The organism is Shewanella sp. YLB-07, from assembly GCF_009377275.1.
The window spans coordinates 17,502-41,953 of record NZ_VOQB01000002.1 but is presented as its reverse complement, the minus strand read 5'-3'; the positions used below and the strand labels follow the sequence as shown (position 1 = coordinate 41,953).

Annotated in this window: 18 protein-coding genes and 5 tRNA genes; 9 read left to right on the top strand and 14 right to left on the bottom strand. The window is 43.3% G+C overall.

What is annotated here, in order from left to right:
* Positions 1–230: 230 nt before the first annotated feature.
* The 4 genes from FS373_RS04220 to trmB all read right to left on the bottom strand — a co-directional run bounded on the left by FS373_RS04220 (position 231) and on the right by trmB (position 3,368).
* Entirely contained in the window at positions 231–1,064 is an 834-nt protein-coding gene (locus FS373_RS04220; RefSeq protein ID WP_144047649.1) for a YggN family protein, read from the bottom strand.
* Between the two features lie 267 nt (positions 1,065–1,331).
* Complete coding sequence (glsB, locus tag FS373_RS04215; protein ID WP_144047650.1) at positions 1,332–2,246, bottom strand: glutaminase B; 915 nt, start codon at positions 2,244–2,246, stop codon at positions 1,332–1,334.
* Positions 2,246–2,569 carry a YggL family protein gene (locus FS373_RS04210; RefSeq protein ID WP_144047651.1) on the bottom strand — a complete coding sequence of 108 codons (324 nt, stop codon included), beginning with the start codon at positions 2,567–2,569 and terminating at the stop codon, positions 2,246–2,248. Before FS373_RS04210 ends, glsB begins: the two co-directional genes overlap by 1 nt.
* Before the next feature lie 82 nt (positions 2,570–2,651).
* Complete coding sequence (gene trmB / locus FS373_RS04205) at positions 2,652–3,368, bottom strand: tRNA (guanosine(46)-N7)-methyltransferase TrmB (protein WP_144047652.1); 717 nt, start codon at positions 3,366–3,368, stop codon at positions 2,652–2,654.
* A 298-nt stretch (positions 3,369–3,666) separates the two neighbouring features.
* On the opposite strand from trmB, the gene mutY reads away from it, so the two are divergent.
* Both mutY and FS373_RS04195 read left to right on the top strand, forming a co-directional pair.
* On the top strand, positions 3,667–4,752 hold the full coding sequence (mutY, locus tag FS373_RS04200) for an A/G-specific adenine glycosylase (RefSeq protein ID WP_144047653.1): 1,086 nt from the start codon (positions 3,667–3,669) through the stop codon (positions 4,750–4,752).
* Positions 4,753–4,754: 2 nt separating this feature from the next.
* Positions 4,755–5,033 carry an oxidative damage protection protein gene (locus FS373_RS04195; protein ID WP_144047654.1) on the top strand — a complete coding sequence of 93 codons (279 nt, stop codon included), beginning with the start codon at positions 4,755–4,757 and terminating at the stop codon, positions 5,031–5,033.
* A gap of 53 nt (positions 5,034–5,086) precedes the next feature.
* On the opposite strand, the gene FS373_RS04190 is transcribed toward FS373_RS04195, so the two are convergent.
* Both FS373_RS04190 and FS373_RS04185 read right to left on the bottom strand, forming a co-directional pair.
* Complete coding sequence (locus tag FS373_RS04190; protein WP_144047655.1) at positions 5,087–5,677, bottom strand: YceI family protein; 591 nt, start codon at positions 5,675–5,677, stop codon at positions 5,087–5,089.
* Between the two features lie 103 nt (positions 5,678–5,780).
* Complete coding sequence (locus FS373_RS04185; RefSeq protein ID WP_144047656.1) at positions 5,781–6,329, bottom strand: cytochrome b; 549 nt, start codon at positions 6,327–6,329, stop codon at positions 5,781–5,783.
* A 457-nt stretch (positions 6,330–6,786) separates the two neighbouring features.
* Between FS373_RS04185 and FS373_RS04180 the strand changes: the two genes are divergently transcribed.
* The 5 genes from FS373_RS04180 (at position 6,787) to FS373_RS04160 (ending at position 7,878) form a co-directional block, all read left to right on the top strand.
* Positions 6,787–6,862, top strand: a tRNA-Phe gene (locus FS373_RS04180).
* Positions 6,863–6,869: 7 nt separating this feature from the next.
* Positions 6,870–6,945 (top strand) — tRNA-Thr (locus tag FS373_RS04175).
* A gap of 452 nt (positions 6,946–7,397) precedes the next feature.
* Positions 7,398–7,473, top strand: a tRNA-Phe gene (locus FS373_RS04170).
* Between the two features lie 36 nt (positions 7,474–7,509).
* Positions 7,510–7,585 (top strand) — tRNA-Thr (locus FS373_RS04165).
* A gap of 193 nt (positions 7,586–7,778) precedes the next feature.
* Positions 7,779–7,878: transfer RNA gene (locus FS373_RS04160), tRNA-OTHER, on the top strand.
* Between the two features lie 343 nt (positions 7,879–8,221).
* Here the strand turns inward: FS373_RS04160 and nagP are convergent.
* The 5 genes from nagP to FS373_RS04135 all read right to left on the bottom strand — a co-directional run bounded on the left by nagP (position 8,222) and on the right by FS373_RS04135 (position 15,938).
* Complete coding sequence (gene nagP / locus FS373_RS04155) at positions 8,222–9,529, bottom strand: N-acetylglucosamine MFS transporter NagP (RefSeq protein ID WP_407695610.1); 1,308 nt, start codon at positions 9,527–9,529, stop codon at positions 8,222–8,224.
* Positions 9,530–9,756: 227 nt separating this feature from the next.
* Positions 9,757–10,893 carry a transmembrane glucosamine N-acetyltransferase NagX gene (gene nagX / locus FS373_RS04150; protein ID WP_144047657.1) on the bottom strand — a complete coding sequence of 379 codons (1,137 nt, stop codon included), beginning with the start codon at positions 10,891–10,893 and terminating at the stop codon, positions 9,757–9,759.
* Positions 10,894–11,015: 122 nt separating this feature from the next.
* Entirely contained in the window at positions 11,016–12,149 is a 1,134-nt protein-coding gene (gene nagA, locus FS373_RS04145) for an N-acetylglucosamine-6-phosphate deacetylase (RefSeq protein ID WP_144047658.1), read from the bottom strand.
* Positions 12,146–13,048 carry an N-acetylglucosamine kinase gene (gene nagK, locus FS373_RS04140; RefSeq protein WP_144047659.1) on the bottom strand — a complete coding sequence of 301 codons (903 nt, stop codon included), beginning with the start codon at positions 13,046–13,048 and terminating at the stop codon, positions 12,146–12,148. The genes nagA and nagK overlap by 4 nt, the downstream gene beginning before the upstream one ends.
* Positions 13,049–13,271: 223 nt before the next feature.
* A complete protein-coding gene (locus FS373_RS04135; RefSeq protein ID WP_152828826.1) occupies positions 13,272–15,938 on the bottom strand; it encodes a family 20 glycosylhydrolase in 2,667 nt (888 codons plus the stop codon).
* 882 nt (positions 15,939–16,820) lie between these two features.
* Between FS373_RS04135 and FS373_RS04130 the strand changes: the two genes are divergently transcribed.
* Positions 16,821–17,711 (top strand): sulfite exporter TauE/SafE family protein, encoded by an 891-nt coding sequence (locus tag FS373_RS04130; RefSeq protein WP_144047661.1) that lies wholly within the window; start codon positions 16,821–16,823, stop codon positions 17,709–17,711.
* A gap of 12 nt (positions 17,712–17,723) precedes the next feature.
* Positions 17,724–19,232 (top strand): tryptophan halogenase family protein, encoded by a 1,509-nt coding sequence (locus tag FS373_RS04125; protein WP_144047662.1) that lies wholly within the window; start codon positions 17,724–17,726, stop codon positions 19,230–19,232.
* 46 nt (positions 19,233–19,278) lie between these two features.
* Here the strand turns inward: FS373_RS04125 and FS373_RS04120 are convergent, their stop codons facing one another.
* The 3 genes from FS373_RS04120 to FS373_RS04110 all read right to left on the bottom strand — a co-directional run bounded on the left by FS373_RS04120 (position 19,279) and on the right by FS373_RS04110 (position 24,289).
* Positions 19,279–20,832, bottom strand: coding sequence for a tryptophan halogenase family protein (locus FS373_RS04120; protein ID WP_144047663.1), 1,554 nt, complete (start codon positions 20,830–20,832; stop codon positions 19,279–19,281).
* Positions 20,833–20,847: 15 nt separating this feature from the next.
* A complete protein-coding gene (locus FS373_RS04115; RefSeq protein WP_144047664.1) occupies positions 20,848–21,549 on the bottom strand; it encodes a SapC family protein in 702 nt (233 codons plus the stop codon).
* 103 nt (positions 21,550–21,652) lie between these two features.
* Positions 21,653–24,289, bottom strand: a complete 2,637-nt coding sequence (locus FS373_RS04110; protein ID WP_144047665.1) for a TonB-dependent receptor — start codon at positions 24,287–24,289, stop codon at positions 21,653–21,655.
* Between the last annotated feature and the right edge of the window lie 163 nt (positions 24,290–24,452).

Genomic DNA, 24,452 nt, shown 5'->3' with positions numbered 1-24,452 from the left:
TTTTTATAAGTATACCAAAGATTTGCGCTTTAATTCTAATGCCTAATCGATAATGTTTATTCTGCAAGGCTAAACTCGATTGAAATGCTAGCAAGTAACGATTAATAAGAAGAGGCGACACATAGAAAAAACCCCTGTATTCAAGTCAAATACAGGGGGGTTGCGAATATGGGAGGGTGCAACAGGGTCCAAGGTTTCAAGCTATGACTTCATAGCTCAGAATAAACTGCCTATTCGAGTAATTCCACTTTAGGCGCATCGATGAGTGGGTATTTTTCCAACTCAGGAACTGCGATTCTTAATTTTTGCTCAAGGGCTATCAAGTTTTGGAAGTTATCACACATCTTATCCGCTCTCACCTCAAGATCTTGTGCTTGAGCTTCCATCTGCAGCTCTATGTCTTGGCCAACATTTTCCATTTTTTGGCCAAAAGCTTCCATTTTCTGTTCAAATGAATCGCCGTCACCGGAAAGCATCTCGCTGCCTAAATTGATCATCATGGTGCCGATGGAGTTTTTGACTAATTGCTCAACTTCTTGCTCAAACTCTTCACCAAAAGTCTCTTCTAAAGAAGATTGAGTCGACCCCAGGTAGAACTTATCGCCATTTTGATAGGCAACCTTCTCGATTCTCTGCTCTAGTCCATCCATCATCTCATCGAGTTTAGCACCCGCGGCATCACCCAGTAGTGGGGTTAATGCCATACTCGCCGCAGTCGATGCGATACCCACCGCGTCATGAACCAGGGCTATAACTTCCGGAACCTGAGTCGACACTTGGTCTGAATACTGGGTCAAGAGTTGCTGCTGTCTGGCATTCAATGTCACCTGCTTGCCTTCAACATATAGCTTACCCATCTCGATGCGATACACTTCTTTGCCTTCATCACTTATCGCCAGTAGCTTAGGTTCTACTGTGATGTCATAGTTGAGTGTAACCTCGCACTGATGATTATCACTCGAGTATGAAGCCGATGAATGATCTTCGTGAGCAGATGCAGAGGTAATCGTTCCACTAGCAAATAAGACCGCGCTGATCCCAATAGAAGTCGCTAATTTTCTCATCAAATTTATCCTTAATTTAAATGTTCTTTCGACAATCGCTGAATACTCTTTGCTATTTATTTTCTAACATCGGCGATGACTCTCATACCAAACAATAAAGCACAAGCCGTGCCAAAACACCTAATCAATTGATAAATATTGAATTAATGTTTAAGTAAGGAAATGTATTAGCAGAAGTTTAGTGAATCAAACCAGTAGTTGGTCAATTCACTAAATTAAATTTATAGTAAATGGATTTAGGACAAGATGAGAAATTGAAAACTAGCCTTAGAAAATAGAACGCCCCAGCCTTTGACACAAATCTTCGAGCGCGGCGGTACCTGCCAGAGAGTTACCATTGCGATCTAATTCGGGAGACCAAACACACACGGCCATATCACCAGGGATAACGGCAATGATCCCGCCACCAACTCCACTCTTACCCGGCATACCCACTCGATAGGCAAATTCACCGGCACCATCGTATAGGCCTGAAGTGGCTAATAATGCATTCATCTGCCGGGTCTGTACCGGAGAAAGCAATTGAGAACCATCTAAACATGTGCCCTTGTTGGCCAGATACAAGATGGCTTTTGACAGGTCGGCACAGTTCATTCGTATGGAACAATAGTGAAAATAGCTTTGAAGCACCGTATCCACATCGTTGTTAAAGTTACCAAAGGACTTCATCAAGTAAGCAATAGCCGCATTTCTGGCGCTGTGTTCAAACTCTGAAGCAGCCACAATTTTATCTGAAACAAGCGATGGATTAGCACTCAGGCCACGAATGAGTTCAAGCATCCTGTGCTTAGGTGCCCCTAATCGCGCTTGTAACAGGTCCGCAATGACAAGAGCGCCTGCATTGATAAATGGATTTCTGGGGAGACCATGCTCTAATTCAACCTGAACCAGGGAGTTAAATGACTGCCCCGAAGGTTCTTTACCGACGCGAGACCAGATCTCATGCTCTTCATAGAGAGTTAACGCCAATGTCAGGCTAAATACTTTGGAGATACTTTGAATAGAAAAAGGTTCCAGATAATCTCCGGCACCTATCGTTGTACCATCGACACTGGTAACAGCGATGCCAATTTTATTAGGATCAACTCCTGCCAAAGCAGGAATATAGTCAGCCACTTTACCTTGGCCTAACAGGGGCCGAACTTTATCGACCACCTGCTCGAGTAGTGCAAGTTCGGGCACTAACTCCACCAAATATCGTACAGCTCGCTAACGACAACGTCTGATGCCGTTTGTCCCTTCCAGAACTCAGTGACGGCAGTACGATCTTCTTCGCTGCACTTACCAATGGATTGAGTGGCTATGATACCTTCCCACTGCTTATGACCACCGCCGTGGAAGCCTAGTTGACGGGGCTCTATCACCTGTTCGATAAACTGGTCCACGATAGTATCAATTTGTTCTTCAGATACAGACTCATCGAAAGTCCAGTTAACATCGAAACCAAACTCTTGAAATTCATCTACACGTAATTTTTTTCGTAAACGACGACTGCGTGTTGCCATGGTAATTCTCACCTTATTTAAATAACCTAAAAAATAATTTTATTTGCAAGTATTGATTCGATTCAATTAATACTCATCAAATTTAATCAATACGCTCGAACATGATATCCCAGACACCATGGCCTAACCTGTGACCTCTGGCTTCAAACTTAGTCAGAGGACGATGCTCTGGACGCTGAACCACGTCACCTGTAGTCGATTGGTTTTGATAACCTTCAGCTGCGCCCATAACCTCGAGCATATGCTCGCTATAGTTTTCCCAATCAGTTGCCAGATGAAAAACGCCACCAATTTTTAACGTGCGACGGATCAGCTGCGCAAACTCAGTTTGTACGATACGACGTTTATGATGACGCTTCTTATGCCAAGGATCGGGGAAGAAAAGCTGCACTCGTGCCAGAGAGCCGGCAACAATACTGTTTTCTAATACTTCGACAGCGTCATGATGGAATACGCGTAGATTAGTCACACCTGCTTGTGCTGCATCGGATAAACAAGCGCCCACTCCGGGTTTATGAACTTCTATGCCGATGAAATTGAGCTCCGGTGAGGCTTTAGCCATCTCAACAAGAGAGGCGCCCATGCCAAAACCTATCTCGAGTACGGTATCAGCCTCTCGGCCAAATATCTGAACCAGATCCAGAGGCTCTGGCGAGTAATCTAGCCCCATTAATGGCCATTGCTGTTCCATCGCGGCAGCCTGACCTTTAGTCAATCGGCCTTCTCTTAATACAAAGCTTCTTACTTTGCGAAGGTACTTACCTTCTTCATTAAATTCCGCGGTTGTCACGTCGCTCATTTTCGCCCTCTGTCTGGCAGGATTAATAAGAAAAGAAAGGCATTATCCAAAGATTGTAAGTCAGTGCAAGCCTTAGTTACTCTTAATCGGATTAACAATAATTCGGCAAAGTATACCAAGATTCTCAAATGCTGTGAATTTACTCCATTTGAGCTTAGCTAAATGAGTGGCCAAATCACCAATACTCGGCAAACTCGACTTGTTAAAAGACGCCTTGCTAGATAGACTGCCTGCATAAAAATCATGTTTCAAACTTCTCTTTTCTTATTTTGATCTCTAATAAAAAGCAATGACCACTATGTCTTCTGTCGCCATCAGCAATGCCAGTCACGCCTCTTTTTCTTCCCGTATCATTACTTGGTATGAAAAATGTGGTCGTAAACACCTTCCATGGCAACAAGACAAGACGCCCTACAAGGTCTGGGTGTCGGAAATCATGCTACAGCAGACCCAAGTCAGTACTGTAATCCCCTACTATCTTAAGTTTATGGAACGCTTTCCCACCATAGACTCACTGGCCGATGCGCCTCAAGATGAAGTGCTGCACTACTGGACAGGCCTCGGCTACTATGCGCGAGCACGTAACTTACATAAGTCGGCTCAACTCATTCGTGATGAGCATGGTTCACAATTTCCCAGAGATTTTGAAGATGTCCTGTCGCTGCCAGGCATAGGTCGCTCTACTGCAGGCGCCGTGTTATCCCTAGCTCTTGCACAGCACCATGCCATCTTAGATGGTAACGTGAAAAGAGTCTTAGCACGTCATGGAGCCATCGATGGCTGGCCCGGAAAGAAACAAGTCGAAAACAAACTTTGGGATCTGACTGAAAAACTGACCCCGGATTTAGATGTTCAAAAATATAATCAAGCTATGATGGATATTGGCGCATCAATCTGTTCTCGCTCAAGGCCTGTTTGTAGTGACTGCCCTGTGGCTATCGATTGCCTGGCTCAGCTCACTGGTCGACAATCAGACTATCCGGGGAAGAAACCTAAAAAGGTGATACCGGAAAAAAATGCCTACATGTTGGTGCTAGCTAAGGGCGATGAAGTCATCTTAGAAAAAAGGCCACCAGCTGGGATATGGGGAGGACTATGGTGCTTCCCACAGTTTTCTACACGAGAAGAACTTGATGACTACTTGATAACAAAAGGCTTAACTGTTTCCGAAGAGGAAGTATTACCCGGATTTAGACATACTTTCAGTCATTTCCATCTAGATATCAGCCCTATACTGGTCTCAGCCGAAGGCTTTAGCGATAACCAGATCATGGAAGATAAGCCTTCACTCTGGTATAACTTACCCCATCCCCCAAAAGTTGGTTTAGCTGCGGCGACTGAACGTATTCTCGCCAGCTTAAATTCTGTATTAATTAAGGAGTAATCATGGCTCGCACCGTTAACTGCGTCTATCTGAAAAAAGAATCGGAAGGCCTTGGATTTCAGCTATACCCAGGTGAGCTTGGTAAGCGTATTTTCGATAATGTCAGCAAAGAAGCATGGACACTGTGGCAATCAAAGCAGACCATGCTGATCAATGAAAAGAAATTGAACATGATGAATGTTGACGACCGTAAGTTTCTTGAAGAGCAGATGATCAACTTCTTGTTTGAAGGTAAAGCCGTAGAGATTGAAGGTTACGTACCTGAAAAAGACGACGAATAAACACCGAAAAAGCGCCGTAAGGCGCTTTTTGTTTACCGATGTTCAAAGAGCGATTACAGCCTGATACCTTCTACGACAATAGCGAGCTGAACATGGGATGATGCTGGACCCAAGTCCATCTTTATATTGTAATCTTTCAAAGCAAACTCAGTGGTACCAGTAAAACCGGCACGATAGCCGCCCCAAGGATCTTGCCCTTCACCGATGGCTTTTGCTTGTATCGTAATAGGCTTAGTCACACCGTTGAGAGTAAAATCACCGTTAAGCAAGAAATTCCCCTCGCCCTTATCAACAATTGAGCTCGACTTAAAGCTTGCCTCCGGGAACTTGGCGGTATTTAAGAAATCAGGGCTACGCAAGTGCTTGTCTCGCTCGGCATGATTAGAATCTAGACTGGCAGTCTTAATCGTCACATTCACATGACCATCAGCTAATTTTTTGCCATCAAAACTGAAATCGCCCTCAAAGTCATTGAAACGCCCCACCACGAAGCTATAACCAAGGTGACTCACCTTAAAGTCTATTGAAGCATGTGCCCCCTTAGTGTCGATGACGTAATCGGTGGCCGATACAGCACCACTCAAGAGTAAAGAACCTGCCAATGCCGTGGTTAAAATCGCTCTTGATAATATTGTCTTTTTCATAAATCTATCTTCCTTTTATCTGTTTCTGATTTTCTATTTCTAATCTTTTGTTTATTAAGATTGTGTTTGTAATTTTCTATTTAAATAATCTGTTTATCAGCTTCTATTTTAAAACCGTGATCATTCTTACCAGTGTTGAATCTTTATCAAAAAAGTGGTGTTTAAATGCACCTAACATATGTATGACGACAAGTCCGATCAAACTGTATGCGGCAAACTGATGAACTAAACCGGCAATATCGGCCTGGCTATCGAACAACTCACCGACTCCTGGAACTTCAAACAGATTGAAAACGGCGATCCCTCGTCCGTCAGCTGTAGAGATCAGATATCCACTACACATGATTAAAAGCAATAACAAATAGATAGCTCCATGGGCCAGATGCCCGGCTTTAACTTCCCAACTTTTATGTTCCGTTAATGGTGCTGGCTTAGGATTAGCAAACTTCCAGGCAATTCTTACCATAGTTAATACAAACAAGACTATGCCGACACTTTTATGTAGATCGGGCGCTGTCTTATACCAGCTACTGTAATAGGTTAATTCAACCATCCATACCCCGGCAGCAAACAGGCCTATAACAGCCATTGCCGATATCCAATGAACCAATATCGCTATGACCCCATAGGATTTTTCTGTATTACGAAACATGACAGACCTTATAATTAACTGCTGATTAACTTATGACTCACATAATACGTTCTATTTTTAAAACTAAAACCTCTAAAAATCGACTCTACACTCCTACTTTTTAGAAGCTTGTATCTATTTTGTTCTTTATTAAGTCATTTAAACCTTATAGAGGCCAATCAATAATGGTAATCATTTGTAAATGAATCTTATTTTAGGGGGTAAGGGAGTGTTCTGCAGGGCTTTAGGGAAATTTTAGAGCGTGAAATAGAATAGAAGTAGGAACTGCAGTGTGGAGAAATACCGGCCTAGTTTGCACACTAACTAACCGAACGGTAGGTTTATGACAAAATAGCACTTGCAGGTAGAAAGGCTGCGCTATAAGATACGCCCACTTCAAGCGAACTAGGTATAACAGCCTTATTTAGACTCATGTTTAAAAGCCATTTGAAGTAGATGACTAACACTTAGTTTAGTTGCCCGAATAGCTCAGTCGGTAGAGCAGAGGATTGAAAATCCTCGTGTCCCTGGTTCGATTCCGGGTTCGGGCACCAACATTTAGCCGGCATAGCTCAGTTGGTAGAGCAACTGACTTGTAATCAGTAGGTCCCGAGTTCGACTCTTGGTGCCGGCACCATATAATAAAAAAGCCTCGACATTGTTCGGGGCTTTTTTATGTCTAAAATATATTAGTTAATGAACAAGCCAGCATAGCTCAGTTGGTAACGCAACTAACTGACTCATTCTAAGAGCTGCAGTCCCTTCCATTAGCATCCGTTAGCTTTTAGTTAACAAAGAGTCCCCTTCGCTACATTTTGCTACATTTCGCTACATTCGGTAACTAAGGCTTGAATGATCTTTTTAGCGCTCTCAGGAGAAGAACATCGCTTTATTCAGGCTAGGTCGCAGGCCTCACAAGATTGACTGTATAGTTTTTGACAGCTTAAGCTCGTTTGACAAGAAACTGCTTGCACAGCTAATAACATCGCTATATTATACGCGCACTCCAAACGAGACAGGACTAAAACTCCTCATTAAAGCCTTGGTTTAAAACTCATTTGAAGTAGATGACTAACACTTAGTTTAGTTGCCCGAATAGCTCAGTCGGTAGAGCAGAGGATTGAAAATCCTCGTGTCCCTGGTTCGATTCCGGGTTCGGGCACCATCATTATATTAATAGTCCATGACTGTTAAAGCATAAGCCGGCATAGCTCAGTTGGTAGAGCAACTGACTTGTAATCAGTAGGTCCCGAGTTCGACTCTTGGTGCCGGCACCATACAATAAAAAAGCCTCGACATTGTTCGGGGCTTTTTTATGTCTAAATTTTATGACTCTGTCGGATGAATCAGTAGGTTACTTCCACCGGAGCTTCGACTCTTGGTGCCGGCACCATCTTCCTTAAGAAGAACAAGCAAGCCACTTTAATTAGTGGCTTTTTTGTGTCTGAAATTCCCCTGGTAAAAGCTCAAGCCGGCATAGCTTAGTTGGTAGAGCAACTGACTTACTCTTTACACGAGCAGCAGTAGGTCCCTCTATCTTACAAAAAGCCGACTCTTGGTGCCGGCACCATATACGACGAAGCCACTCTTTGAGTGGCTTTTTTATGCCTAGAAATTATCTTCTCGAAACGAATTACAGCTCAGGCCAGCATAGCTCAGTTGGTAGGGTAACTAACTTACGCGCTAAATCTCAGCAATATACGCGCAGCAGTAGGTTCCTGACTCTACTGAGAGTCCATGCTTAGCTTTCTATCTAATATTCCCCTGCTTTTATCCTGGTGCCTTATCCCTAAAGCCTAGATACTCTATACAAGCTACATACAGCCATATAACTCGATAGCTGCATATGAATATGCCGGGCACAAAAAAGGAGCCTTAAGGCTCCTTTTGGGGATGTGAAAAGCAAATAACAATTACTTCCAGCTTTTCATCTTATGGCCTTTCACCGCATAGAAAAGGATAAACAGGTAACAAGGGAACATCACCATATAGCCACCTTGAATACCTAAGGGTGTAGCCGAGCTGGTTAAGCCCCAAAACAGTGGCCCGAATGCGCCACCAGCAATACCCATGACTAGAAGTGCTGAACCAGTACTTGTGAGCTTGCCCATACCTGAGAGTGCTAACGGCCATACAGCAGGCCATACTATGGCATTGGCGAGTCCAAGTAGAGCAATCATCAATAAGGTATCGGGTAGCTGAGCGCCACCAAAGGGTACTAATACTGCGTTTGCAATGGCATAAGACTCATTGTCACCAAACAAGATCCCTAGCGTCAGCACCATGCCTAAAATAGCTGAAACCATTAACGCCTTCGGCTGAGAGATAAAGCGAGGAATGGTTAAGATGCCGATGATATAACCGACAACCATACAGATCATGGTATATGAGGTCATTACACCATAGCTTTCAATGCCAAGTGATAGTGCAAATATGCCAATAGTGTCACCAGCTATCACCTCCACAGCAACGTAAAAGAAGAGTGCTACAACACCTAATGCTAAATTGGGATGAGATAAGGCTTCTCTCGTATGGCCTTTACCGCTGGCTTCCACATCATCTTCTTCATTTTCCAGTTCAGGGAGAGATGACTTCTTAACTAAAATGGCTAATAAACCAATGAATACGGCCATACCTAGATAAGGAAATACCAAGCTATTGGCCATCTCATCGATATGTGCAGGAGTGAGCTCCATCCCCACTCGGTCTCTGAAGCTATCAAGAATAAGGGCACTGAAGACTAATGGTGCGATAACGCCGGCGCCTTTGTTCAATATTCCCATCACACTGACTCGCGCTGCGGCCGACTCCTCTGGACCGAGGCGGACAACATAAGGGTTAACTGCGGTTTGAAGCAAAGTTTGCCCCGCTCCCATGACAAGCTGGGCAAATAAGAACAAGCCAAAGATTTGCGTCTTAGCCGCAGGAATAAATAGCAGGCCAGCAATCATCATGATCCCCATGCCTAACGCCATTCCGGTTTTATATCCGACCTTTCTTATCAGCCAAGCCGAAGGTAAGGCTGTAAAAGTCACCGCGATATAAAATGAGAAGAGGATAAGAGACGCTTGAAGGGGGGTTAACTGAAGGATCTGCTTCAGATAAGGCATCAATGAACCATTGAGCCAGGTCGCGAAACCTAAAATAAAAAATAGCCCGGCGACAATTGCCATCGGAATAAAATTACTACGTTTATTTTCACTATTTACTGTCATTTCCATAAGCCTGCTTCTTATAATTTTATTTTAGATATCAGGTACAGCTGATATCACTTCTTATTAATACACTAGATTTACAGTCAAAAGTCACCTATCAAATAGATAGAATAGACTTTGTTTCATCGATGTTAAAACAGAACAACCAAAAAGACAACGCTGTCATTACCTTTTGTTCAAAACCTGTTGACGCCAATTTCAGGCTAAAACCATCGAATCATATTGGTTAAAACTTAAACCTTAATGAAAATATTTCGTTTATACATCCAATATAGAACCAGCCACTGTACGAGCAGCAGAGCAATAACACCTATTAGGGCTTGAGCTGCAATCGGGAAGGAATTAACCACACCACCGAACAGACTCTGGGCCGTGTACTTCCAATTAACTAAACTAGATGCCAGATAGATGATGATGGCATTACAACCAATAACCACAAACGGAAACGCAATTTTTTGCCACTTAAGCACATCAACCAGAGCGTAGAAAACGGCTAACAATATGATGCTCCATCCTGCGGTTACCAGCGCGAAGGAACTGGTCCAAAGATCTTTATTCACAGGAATAACCAGATTGACCAACCAGCCCAAGGCTAAAATAACAGCACCGACAAGTAACAAGTAAGCCACTTTAGTCCACTCACCTTTCTTGTGTTCCTTAACAATAAAGTGACCGACAAATACTCCGATCATGGCATTGGCAACTGCAGGGATCGTTGACAGGATCCCTTCGGGATCTAAAGGTCTATTCTGATAAGTGATCCCAGGTAAAAAGTGTGTATCAACATAAGCGTTGATCGTCCCTTGTGGGGTAAACACCCCCGCTGTCCCACCAGGGAATGGAACAAATAACTGCAACAGCCCATAAGCTATCAATATCCCTAAAGTAACAAAAATTTGGGTTCTTAAGCTGGTATGCCAGACTAACATGGCAGCAAAAAACCAGGCGAATGCAATACGACCCAGAACACTGGCGTACCTCACTTCATCTATGGCTACTGGTGCACCGGTACCCCAACCATGGTTATAGAGCACACCAAAGAAGAGTAACAAGAAGAGTCGTTTCACTGAATGCTTATAGAGTGGTATTCTCTGGGCAATAGGTAGCTTATCTAAGCGTTTAGGAGATAAACCAAGCGCAACACCTGAGAGAAAGATAAAGAGAGGAAATATCAGATCGTAGAAAGTAAAACCATGCCATTGGCTATGATGCATTTGAGCATCTGCCCATTTCCATCCTTGCCAACTGCTCCAGGTCAACAAACCGGCAAAGAGAGCTTCACCGCCTAAAATCCAGAACATATCGAAGCCCCTTAGAGCATCGAGCGACATCAACCTGCGTTTAGGTGCTTTAGCAAGACTCGCTTCCATTACGATTTCCCTATATTTTATCGTTTATTATTATTTCTATTTTTTATTATGCTTTTATAGACAAACTCTAGATAACATAAAGCCCCAGACATATTGCTAGGGCTTTATATTAATGGATAATGCTAGGCCTTAAAGACAGATGTGCCGCCTATCAATGTCTGCTGTACTTTCAGCTCATCGTTTAACAATACTAGGTCTGCTCGACTGCCCACACTTATTTGCCCCTGCCTTTTGGCTAAACCTAAGTACTCAGCTGGGTACAAAGAGCCCATACGAATCGCTTCATCTAAGGGTAAACCTAGCATCTTGACCGTGTTTCTAATCGCTCCTGCCATGTCTAATACACAGCCGGCCAGCTCACCCGTCACAGCATTTAACCTATCACCCTGACGTATGACCTGAGTGCCAAAGAGTTCGAAACTGGTTTCCTCATCGAGACCTACAGGTGGCATAGCATCTGTGACTAACATCACCTTGCCTCTTGGCTTAGCGTAAATTGCCACTCTAGCCGCGGCAGCATGCACATGGTGACCGTCGACGATGAGTCCACACCAGGCATCTCGGCTCTCGATTGCCGCTCCGACCATACCCGGCTCACGGGAACCGAAGGGGGACATAGCATTAAAGAGATGTGTGAAGCCTGTTGCCCCAGCCTCTAATGCCGCGACTACGGTTTCATAATCGGCATTAGAATGACCGAGGCATACTCTGACATCGGCAGCGACTAAGGCTTTAATCACATCCAGCGACACATTTTCGGGCGCTAAGGTGACCATTTTTAATCCTAAGTCATCACGGCTAAAGATCTCAAGCTCAGCGTCGGATATACCACGAATATGAGATTGAGGATGAACCCCTTTCTTTGGAATAGACAGGTGTGGACCTTCAAAATGCACACCTAAAACCCCGGCGCTGCCTTTAATCAATGAGGCGGCTACGGCATCCGCCGCTCGGCTCATGACGTCGACATCGTCGGTAATTAATGTCGGTAAGAAACCTGTGGTGCCAAACTTTGCATGAGCGCTGCCTATGGTTTCTATGCACTCGACTGAAGGTTCGCCGTTAAATAATGCACCGCCACCACCATTCACCTGAACATCGATAAATCCAGGAACCAAGGTCCCATCGACTCTTATCTCTTTTGCACCAGCGACACTGTTCAAGGCAAGAATATGACCATCTTCTATAGTGATAGGCAGGTCATTATGAAACTGCTCACCATCGAATACGCGCTTAGCGATTATTGTCTGCTTCATGTCTTCTTGACCCTAAATTTTTGACGCGCAAAATAGGTCGCCCCAAGCTCAGGAGGAGCTAACGTTGGCGATAACTTAACGATGACATCTTTATCTAACCATGGAGCCAGAGGCTCTGCCAATCCACCTATCATAGAAAAACGCGGGGGATTCACTTCGAAGAGTTTACGAGCGAGCTCACTGATATAGGCAGCCCCCTCTTTAACGATTTCTTTGGCAACATGATCTTGCTCATTAGCACATTCAAGTACGGTTCTGGCTAGCTTGGCGTAAACACTGGAAGTTTGGCCGGCTAGGTTTTCGACTATGCCCATGGCGTTATGAACCTTGAAATGATTGAGGATACGCTCGGTCAGTATGGTTTTATCTGCGAAGCCATCGAGATGTAACAAAGCTTGCTCGGCTGCCTTTAATCCTAACCAGGCACCACTGCCTTTATCGCCGAGAGCGAAACCATGGCCACCGAGATACAGATGCTTATCATCCACATGAGCATAGCCGCAAGAGCCTGTTCCCGTAATGATCACCGCACCTTCACCGCCACGGTGGGCGCCGATACACGCGGTATGTAGATCCGTCGTAACAAACATATCGGCAAAGGGATGTTGCCAGTTGACGATATCTTGATAAAGCCTGGGGACATTCACCCCAGCAAGTCCGACTCCAGCAACGAGTGCCTTACTGTCGCTTAAGCTCATTCCAGCATCTTTTAACGCTAGCTCGGTCGACATCTGAATGGAATCAAATGTCTGTGATAAACCGTGAAGTGGATTTGCACGCCCAGCTACACCAGTACCAATTACACCATCTTCGCTAGAGTAAATTGTTGCCCTGCATTTACTGCCGCCACCATCAATACCTATAAACAACGGTTTCTCCTTCGTCTGGTTCACACTCATACAGACCTCATTCACAGTTTTTTTATCCAAGACTTAGCGTTATTCGCTGATGCCTTGCTCACTGACTAAGTTAACTTCATGTTACAACATAAATGACAGCGCTGTCATTTATTTTGTTTAAGCTGAAGAAATTAGCCTTCACTCGGCTGAAAGCACCACAGCGGATGGGAATTAAACTGGCTGCATTTACTGGAAAAACGCAGCCACAAGTGTTAACCCCATGTTATCTGACAATTAAGGAACGCCCTTTCCTCTTACCATCGGCTGCTACGGCTCTAACTTCTACTTGGCCATCGACAGCAACTGGCGAATGATAAACAAGCCATTCACCACCATTGACTCGATACTCGACGGTTAAACCTGGGTAGATAAGGTTCGTCAGCAGCTGTCCGTCATGTATATGCGCCCCTACAGTCGGTACCCGGTATTCGATGCCAGCCTTATCCAGTTTAACTAATTCTTTCTGTCCCAGAGTATTGGCTAACACAGCCCACTGACTCGCCTGCTCATTGCGCATCTCTTGGGTAAAGTAACCACTAGTTTGATTATAGACGGCCCCTTTATATTGATAAGGCACTTCCCAGCTCGCCTTGTGCCAGGCTTTCTCCGCCAAAATGAGTAGACGTGGAAAGGTCATGTATTCAACTACTGAATCGCTTCTGAGCGTTTCACTCCAGATCTGGCCCTGAAGCCCGGTAAATAACCTCCCCTCCTTCATTGGGCCACTGACTAGCTTACCAGCTTCATCTCGCTTCTCTGTGTCATCGGCTTCGAAGGGCTTACCTTGAATATCGGTCCACTGCTCAGCATTAGCCGGCAAGTTGTCTGGCATAAAACCATATAACTTACGCTCGTTGGTGTTACGACTCGCCCAGTAATATCCATGCTCTTTAGGATCTGCCTCATAGGGGAAGTCAAAATAAAGCATCTCAGGTATACCCAATACCGCATCCCAACCTAAATTTGCTTGCTGGTGTGCGCGGCGAAAACCATTATGTGAGATAACATCCCATACATTAGTTTGGGAGACTTCGGGCATATTTTCAGGACGAGTATGGCTCATCCCATCACTCCAACCCGCAGGCTCTATCCCCTTATCATGTAAGATATTCGATACTCGCTCGACAAAATAAGCACCAAATTCATCGCTGCTAGTTACCCCTTGCTTATTGTCGGCAAGAAACGCTTTACATAAAGGTGAGTCTAACCAAGCACCGGCAGTTTCATCGGCACCGATATGATAGACAGACAGAGGCTGGCCCGCTTGTTGGTGCAATTTAGCTATCTCATCGATAACCTTATCGACGAAGTGAAAGGTCGACTCCAGACACACGTTAAGGGTGTTATCGTCATAGTATTGAATCGATGAATAAACAGTGGTGTCTTTGGGATCTATTAAGCGAAACTCATCGGCACCTTTTATATCGCCAGTTGCAGCTAACTTACGGTAACGCGCTTCCATCGACTTGATGGCGGCTCTTGAGTGTCCCGGCATATCCATTGAGGGAATGACCTGAATCTGCCTGGCGCCGGCATATTTTAAGATCTCGATATAATCGGCTTTAGAGTAATAGCCATTAACCTTAGCATCGGCAAACGGGCCACTACCAAGCTGAGGTAACAGACATCTGGTTTCACTCAAGTCATGACATCGCTTGCTGCCGATATCGGTAAGCTCAGGTAAGCCGTCTATCTCTAAACGCCAACCTTCATCGTCGGCCATATGCAGATGAAGCTTATTCAGTTTATAGGCCGCCATCTGATCTAACATATCCAGCACCAACTGCTTGCTGTGGAAGTTTCTCGACACATCGATATGCATACCGCGAAAATCATAACGGGGAGAGTCTTCGACTTTCATGGTGTTAATAACCAAGTCATGACTATCGAGAAGGCTGGTCAGTGAAGATAGGCCATAGGAAAACCCTGCATCATCCGCCGCAGAAATAGTGATTTTATTTTTGGTGATATCTAACAGGTATGAGCCTGGTGTTGACTTCATTTCCAGTGGTAAGAAGCTGACAGCTAAACCAAACGATGACTCTTCGACACCGATGCGGCTCAGACGAGCAACAGCAGCATCTATGGCTTGGCGTTTAACATCATTAAGCTCAAGCTTGATGCCGCTTTTTAGGGATACTGGCTTATCGGTTGAACTGACTTCAACTTTCAGAGGCGTAGGAATTATGGTATTAGTGACCAATTCAGGCTCAAAATCTATTCCCTGGTTAGCCTGAAAAAGTATTTCAGGTGTTGCCCACTTCACTTTATCGGTATCACTTCGCTTATACTGTTTACCTTCATCGGTGAAGGACACGGCATAGGGACGAAGCTCCATGCCGGTTTCACTGTCCTGGGTCACTGCCGTGCTCTTGATAAGAACTGGCGCTAACTCTCCTGATACCAGATAATAATTTGGCATCGCATCGGTTTCAGATAGTTGCCATAGCTCACCTTCAAACTCTATTGTCTTAGTGACACCCTTCTTAAGTCCTTTAAACTCAGGGGTTGGCGCTATCTTATGTAGATCGCCTTTCACTCGAGTAATAGTAAACTCAGCTGAACTCACAGACTTTACGGGGCGCATCTGACTGAAATAGATAGACCAATCTTGGCTATCTAAGTCGACAGCTGAAGTCAGATCTATCTGCGCCGTGAAGCAACGGCCATCGACACCGGAAGTCGGACATCCTTCTGGATAGTTAGTCACTAAACGATACTTGATATCTAATGTATCCCCAAGCGTGTTCAATTGTGCTTGATCTAGGCTATTAGCCATAGCTTGACTGGACTCGGCAGACACTTGCTTATTCGTTTCAGTTTTTACATCGGAGCAAGCACTCGTTGCTAGCACCAGTGTTATTGCGGCAGTGATCAACTTCAATTTCATTCTATCCCTCTACTATGATTCAATGTCCTCTCATTTCAAGATGAAATGAGCTAGCTTACCCGCAATCTTTCCCCTTGATATAACCAGAACTTACACCTCTATCTCACCTTTAAGGCGCTAAGCTGTATCTGAGACTGTGGACTACAATATGTTGATTTTATGTCAATACTAAATAATGTCAGTTCATACTCACTGACGCAAACCTAGACAAACATTAAGCTCAAACTGGCTAGTTCTAAAAGATGTGAGATAGATTGAAGGTGGGGCCTTGAAGGAAGTCATCTGAGTAACCTCAGTTATCTGTTTACAAGGTTAAACTCTCTCATCAATTGTAGCGCCTCTCTTATACACCTTAAACCTGGATCATCTTTCTATTAGCATGAGCAAGAGTGTTTGGATTTTTTCGCTTACAACTTCAAAAACTATTCCAAATGGTCAAAACCCACATAAAAAAAAGCTAGGTGATTCATCACATAAATACTGATAAAACACCTAGCCAAGTCTAGTTTCTGGGGAGAGACTATTGAAATTTCAAACACAAATGTAATTCAGTTTTACCCTATTACATCTGCCAAAAACATGAATCAGGAGACCTCTTCCTATCCATGCAGACCTTACAAGACAACTCATCACACAAGCAGATGACAACGCTGTCATTCACAAACATACACAAGAGCGAACAGAATATCTACATTTTTTTGACATTGATTTATGACTTTTTCTGTTCAGCACAGATGAGATCTATATCGCTATGGCTTGTTTTTCTCAAAGCACCTCATTCAAAACACCAAAATATGACAACGCTGTCAAAAGTTGATAACATCACCTCAGATGTTAGTGTGATAAATAGGCACCTAAAAAATATAACAAAGTGAACCTACCATGAGCGAGCACAATAAAAGCAGAACAATTGTCATCTCTAAACCAGTATTTCTGTTTCTAGGTTTAGCTAGTCTTTGGTCTATTTGGGCATTTCAATTCTCTAATCCCGTTGAACTTACCCGTGACTACCTTCATTACATCTTCCTTGGGATCACAGGCGCTATCTTCGCTAATTCAACAGGCGCTGGCGGAGGCGTTATTTTTATCCCAGTCTTTAGCAGTCTCAACTTCAGCAATGAACAAAGCATATCGACATCTTTCGCTATTCAATGCTTCGGCATGACTGCTGGTGCACTAACCTGGTGGTTTCACTTTAAAAAAGAGAATCAATCAGGCCTGCGAAGAGAACTTGTTAAACTAATCTGTATTTGCTCTCCATTTTCCATAGCCGGGATCTGGACCACACAAGTTTTCGCGATTCAAGCACCTACTTCGCTTGAGCATGGCTTCAGTTTGTTCTCTATCGTGCTAGGTTTCGCGATTCTCTTAAGCAGCATAACGCTAACAAGTACAACTCAGCATCGTGTACTGAATCGAAATGAGGTCCTGCAACTTTCACTTTTAGCTTATGTTGGCGGAATAATAACAGCTTGGCTGTCAGTAGGCGTGGGCGAAGTCATCGTTATCTACTTACTCCTGAAAAAGACAACGCCAACCTTAGCTATTGCTCTGGGCGTAATCGTCACAGCGCTTACAGTCTGGTCTGTTAGTCCAATACACCTATCTAACCAAGGTGACGCCTATTTCAATGTGGTCTTATTCGCGGGGCCAGGCGCTATCCTAGGCGGCATTTTGGCAAAGAAGCTAGCACTACACCTCCCGGTGAAAGGACTTAAAATATTTTTTGCTGGATGGATAATTCTTTCCGGTATCGCAATGCTATTGATTTAACAAGAGGTATACATGGCTAAAGAAGCAATTAAAAGTATCACAATTGTTGGCGGCGGTAGTTCAGGCTGGATGACTGCTATGTATTTGCAGCGACTCTACAATCAATCTGGAGGAAGGGTAAAGATTAGACTAGTAGAAAGTAAAGACGTCGGTACAATTGGTGTAGGTGAAGCGACAGTACACAGTATCAGATTTTTCTTTGCCGCTATGGGCTTAGATGAGAACGAGCTACTAAGAGAAACTAACGCAACGTTGAAAAGCGGAATCATGTTCCGTAATTGGATGAAACCTAAGGATGGTCAAACCCATGAGTATTTCCACCCTTTCGAGCAACAAAGGCCTGCGGGTCCATTAGATAATGCAACAGCATGGATTCAGTCTCCTAAACGCGTTAGCTACGCGCAAGCAACAAGTATCTCATCTGAACTAATAAGCAACGCAAACTGCCCTAAAGCAGCGACTTCACCTCAGTACCAAGGCATAGTTCCTTACGGTTACCATTTAGATGCGATATTAATGGGGAAGTACCTTCGTAAGAAAGCTTGCGCAGCTGGTGTCGAGCATATTGAAGCTAATGTGGAACATGTTAAAACTAATGGTGAAACCATTACTTCAATCATTACAGATAAGGGAGAATTTACCTCTGATATTTTCATTGATTGCACGGGCTTCAAAGGCTTATTAATAGAATCATTAAGGGAAAATAATTGGCAATCATTTGAACAAGAACTCCCTTGTAATAAAGCCGTTGCAATCCAAAGAAAACCTCTATTGGGCCAACCCCCTAAACCCTATACCCTTGCAACAGCTTTGACTAACGGCTGGGCCTGGGAAATAGATCTTTCAAACCGTCAAGGGACTGGCTATGTGTATGATGGGAACAGACTAACAAAAGAGGAAGCGGAAGCAGAGCTATTAGAACACCTTGGTGATAGCCAAGAAATCCTAAGAACTGTCCACCTTGATATGAAGATAGGCTGTAGAAAAGAGTTTTGGATAGGTAACTGCATAAGCATTGGTTTATCCGGTGGTTTCATAGAGCCTCTTGAATCAACAGGGCTACATATTGTCAATCTTGGAGCTCGTTTATTAGCGACCCATTTATCTTCAAATGCCCCGACTCAACCGGTTCGAGACTCCTATAACAAGACATTAAATGGGATATACCAAGACCTGAGGCAGTTTATCATATTGCACTACTGTCTCAGCGATCGGGACGATACTGAGTTTTGGAAGCAGGCGGCTAAAACAGCAGCCTATGCTAAGGGCTTACCTGAAAAACTTGAATTATGGCGTAACAAGACCTGTGAATTTATGGATTTGGCTGGTGGCTATGGCACCATTTTCAATGATGAAAACTATCGTTTTATCTTATATGGAATGGATCATACACCTGACCTCAGTCAACCGGCTTCGGGATATGAAATTCAAAATATTTTACAGAGGTTAGCGCAACAACAAGAACAAGCCGTTAAATCAACCATGTTACATTCTGAGTTTTTAAAGCAGGTCTCTAGATAAAACAATAAGATGAAGGAGACACTAGATATCTCCTTCATCTTAATATTTACACTTTTTGTATGCCAAACTTATGAATTTTGTCAATTAACTCACGATGAGGCTCAAGCTGAGTTTTAGCTTGATGAATAAATTCAGCAATCTTATTCTGTTCAGATAAGAATTTATCTAAGCCATCTTTTGAAACTTCAGAACAGCCTAAGTCTGTATCAAAGTCCATCCCATAAAGTACATACTGGTAATTCTCTAGATTAAAAATCTCAAGAGTCGAAGTGAAATCATAACGATTGGGCAGCTCAGAGGACCATAGAGCAAGCTTTTGCTTCAGAGAATCTGGTATAGAGGCTTCTTTGCGATTATCGCTCCAAAACTCAGTGTCATTACGTTTAGAAACCACATAATGAAGTTTAATAAAATCAATGACCTTATTCCAAGTCTCTGCAGTCCGCTTATTAAAGCGTTCAGCAACTAAAGGCATACTACTCAACTTATTAGGAATACACTCAGCTAGCATTCTTGAAGTTACATCAAAAACAAGTAAACCCGTCGCTTCTAAAGGCTCAACAAACCCACCGGATAAACCTATAGCAACACAATTACGATGCCAAGCTTTCTCGCGATAACCGATACGCATGGGGATATGCCTAAACTCAGCTTCACTCACTTTTCCGCCCAGATATTCTGAGAGTACTTTTTCAGCGTCTTGCCTAGAGCTATGGCGACTTGAATAGACGTAGCCAACTCCTCTTCGCTCAGTTAAGCCGATGTCCCAAATCCAGCCAGCTTCTTTAGCTGTCGATAAAGTAAAGCAAGGAATTGCATCATCAGTTTTTTCATAGGGAACTTGAACGGCTAGCGCAGAATCAACAAACAGTACGTCCCCTTTATCGACAAATGGTACCTTGCAAGCTTTTTCAATAAGCCGCGCACTAAACCCTGTACAATCGATAAATAAATCAGCCTCTAACTCCCCATTCTGACTCGTTGACACAGTAGAAATATCGCCATTATCAGATAGAGTGACCTCAAGCACATCATCAAGAATGTGGGATACGCCAAATTTGGATAAGGCATTAAGCCTTAATACCGCTGAAAACTTACGTGCATCCAGATGATAAGCGTAACTAGTGACTCCTTGAAACTGAGGTTGAGTGACAAGTCTAGGCCCAAAACCTGCATCAGCTAACACACCTTGCACAGATACAGAATTGGCAAAACTATCACGACTCGAAGCAGATGTTTTATGCCAATAAAAAGCAGAATCATGACTCACAGGATAATCAAAAAGATGGTGATACGAGTGACTTTTCTCTTTGGGGTTGTATAGCCAATCGACAAATTTAATGCTCTGCTTAAAGGTAGCATCACAAGATTGGACAAAATAACCTTCATCGATTCCCAGATAACGTAAAGTTTCACGCATCATAGGCACTGTACCTTCCCCTACACCAATATTAGGGATATTAGGTGACTCAATCAAAGTCACCTCAATGTTAGGCCCATCTAGATCAGAAAAACGTTTACCAAGATGATTCGCAGCTAACCAGCCTGCAGTTCCACCACCAACAATTAATACCTTAGTGATCTTGTTTTTTTCTGGCATTAATAGACTCCTATATTAACCTTTTGAAACCTCAGTTCTTGCTAAACGATTGACTTGATGCAAAGACGTTAAATGACCATAGATGGGTCCCAATAGGCCTCTTTTTTTCAAATCAAGAAAGTCATCATCATTTAGGTCATTAAGTTTGGCTTCATCTATCATATATAAGCCATTTATATTACGTTGGTCACCTTTGATATTGACAGTCAACGATTGTTGTCTGAATAAACCCTTTTCGGCGATTAATTGCAAAATAGCTTGAGTTGCCTGCTCTTGCTCGAAATGTTGTACGATTTCTTCTCTACGCTTAGTGAAGAAAGGTGTTTCTTCACCAGCATTAAAAAGGGGCTCACCCACTTCAGTCCCTACTTGAGCAGATTGCTCTTTGATCCCTATCCATATTTTCTCAGGCTGCTCTGCATTTAACACAACAGCAAATGGGTAATCTTTTACAATGTTAGGAATATAGCTTCCTATCCACTCACCATTAACCACACTTAAATTTTGCTCAGGCTGGAGACCTAGCATGACGACAGGTTGGAACTGACCTGTTTCACTATTTTTAACAAAAACAATTGGGTATTCAGTTGCTGCTCTAGAGAACTCATGAAGGGTGATAGGGAGAATATGTTGATTGGCAACTTGTGAATAGTTGGGTTTTGAAACTTTAACGTCTGAATGCTTGTTGGGTTCTAAAAGTGTTATTTCATTAGGCATCTTCTTTGGCTCCTTGATAGGGCTTCTTTTAAAATGAATTTTTTACAAAAAAAAGGGAGAGCTAAACTCCCCCTTCCCTTTTTATACCTTAATTCTAATTAGATTAGAACCTTACACTCGCACCTAAAGTAACGCGACGAGCCATTTCATATTCAAATGTAGGGAAACCATCAGTGAAACCGCTACGGTTTGTCTGGAAGTTATTGTTACCAGTCTGAACCGAACCTTCTTCAAGTAGGTTATTACCATCAAGTTTGATATCTAAATAATCAGTTACATGCCAGATAGCACTTAAATCTAAGCTACCAAATGCATCATGTAAGCGATTTCCATAAGAACCTTGCTCACGGATCATGTACTCACTACGCCAGTTATAGGCTAAACGAACTTGGAAAAGATCATTTTCAAAGTAACCTGTCACGTTATATGAATGTTCTGAGCTATCACTCAAGAAAGGATTCATATCAGTGTAAGTATTCTCACCTGTCTCTGTATCAGTGTAGGTATAGTTAACAATAGAACCTAAACCATTACCGTAATCTTGTTGATACTGAAATTCAGCACCTTGGATAATCGCTGACTCACCATTTTGTTTCTCTTGAACAGTCCAACCAGCTGCTTCTTCATCAGGTCGTAATGTTCCTTCGAATGGAATGTCTGCACTATCTGCACGGTATTCATTGATAGTTACGAAGTTCTTAATATCTTTCCAGAATAGGCCTACAGACACTAAAGAGTCCTCGTTGAAGTACCACTCAATACCTAAATCCATTTGATTAGCCACGTATGGCTTAAGACCAATATTACCTACTACCCAGTACTGATTATCAGGCAGGTCATCATCAGCGCCTAAAACATTCGGGTTAACATACATATCATCATATTGTGGACGTGCCATAACTCGAGCTGCTGAAGCACGCATTATCACATCATCAGAAAGGTCGAAAACTACGTTTAAGCTTGGTAACCATTCACCATAGCTTGCATCATCCGAAACTTTCTTGCCACTTTGATAATATGTTGAAGTTGCTTCAGTCCCAGCATAACGAACACCAAAGTTACCGCGCATGCCGTCTGTACCAAAATTCGCCATCACATATGCAGCATAATTATCTTCATCAACTTCACGATATGAACCTAAATCTTCATTTTCGCCAATGATGCTAGACTTAGCCCACGCTTTTAGCGCTTCAGGATCAAACTTTGCTATCTGATAGTCACCGGCTCCGACATCGATAGTTCCAGCAGCAACACTGCTTGTTGCAATACTAGTATCAAATCCTTCAGCCTGAATATACTCATAGCGACGAGAAGTTGTATTGTGCTGTGCGTATTTAACACCTGTCTTAATCGCATTGATCACACCGAAATCAACATCGAATTTAATATCAGCTTGAATGTAGCTTTCATCATCAGTCTTTGGGGTGCGGTTAAAGTTTGAACCTGTCCCCATGGTTAATGACCCTGGATCGTAAGCTGCGATGTCGAAACCATTAGTATCCCAAGTCTGGCTTCCACCAGTAAAGTCATAGGTACCACCTGGGATTGGTGTGCCACCCGTCCCGTCATCTACAACCATTTCAAAGTCTGTACCGCCAGATGACGTTGTTGTGCCTATCTGTGTGCTAAATTCATAGCTATCACCTGAGTATTCCATCTTTAAATCGAATACTTGAGACTTCATTGTCGCTTCACGTGGACGAGCCTGCCAAAAAGCGACATTCAAAGGACCAGCAACTTGAGTCCCAGAACCATCTGCACTTGGGGCATCACCACCACATAGACCACAACCGCCTAACCAGGTTGTGTCATCCCACGCACCAGAACCAGGGGCACCAGACCAAGATGTATCACCTTGAGTAAGCCAAAGTGCATAGTTGGTGTTATTTGCTTCCATCTGCATATCTATAGCGTTGAAAACAAAGTTTAGCGAATCTGTTGGAGCATATTGGAAAGTAGCAGTAAGAGCCGAGCGTTTACGCTCTTGCTCAAATGCAACGGGACCTGCTCCCCACTCCCAAAAAGCTTCGTTACCCTGGCGCTGTAAGCTACGATCTTGCAAAACACCTGAAACTAAAACACCAAATGTTTCATCATCATTTTTCCAAGAACCCAAAGCTGAAAACTGGGGGTCTACCGTATCTGAGTCACTCTGGTATTGACCTTCGGCGGAAGCATAAAAAGTTAGAGAGTCCATATCAAGCGGTTTACGAGTATTAATAATTACCGTACCACCGATACCACCTTCGGCTAGATCAGCTTGAGATGATTTATAAACTTCTATATCGCCAACAAGCTCAGAAGGGAGTAGCTCATAGTTAAATGAACGCTTCGCAGGCTCTAATACAAACCAACCTGTTGACGCAACATTCTGACCATTAAGTGTAGTTAAGGTCAGATCTTGACCAGCACCTCGTATTGAAACACCTGCACCTTCACCGAACTGACGCTGGATAGTTACACCAGGAATGCGCTGTAAAGACTCAGCAACGTTTTTATCCGGGAACTTACCGATATCTTCAGCGGTAATAGCATCAACAGTACCATCAGAGAAACGCTTGGCGTTCAAATTGGCCTGTTGCGAAGCACGAATACCACGTACTTCGATTTTTTCAATGTTGTCGTCAGCCGTTACAGCCGAATCAGCTTCTGCTGAGATTGCAGACATAGAGACTGCAGTACCGAGCAATAGCGCTATATTTGTAGCTAGTACACTTTTCTTAAAATTAGATGGTCGCATCTCGTTTCCCTTCCATAACTTTATTTTATTTTTTAGTATCCATAACCATCCCCTTAGGGAATGACAACGCTGTCATGTCTAGTACAAACATTACACAATTATTTACACCGGCGCCACAAGAAAATAACCAGAAGCGACAGAAATCGGTTCATCTGTACATTTT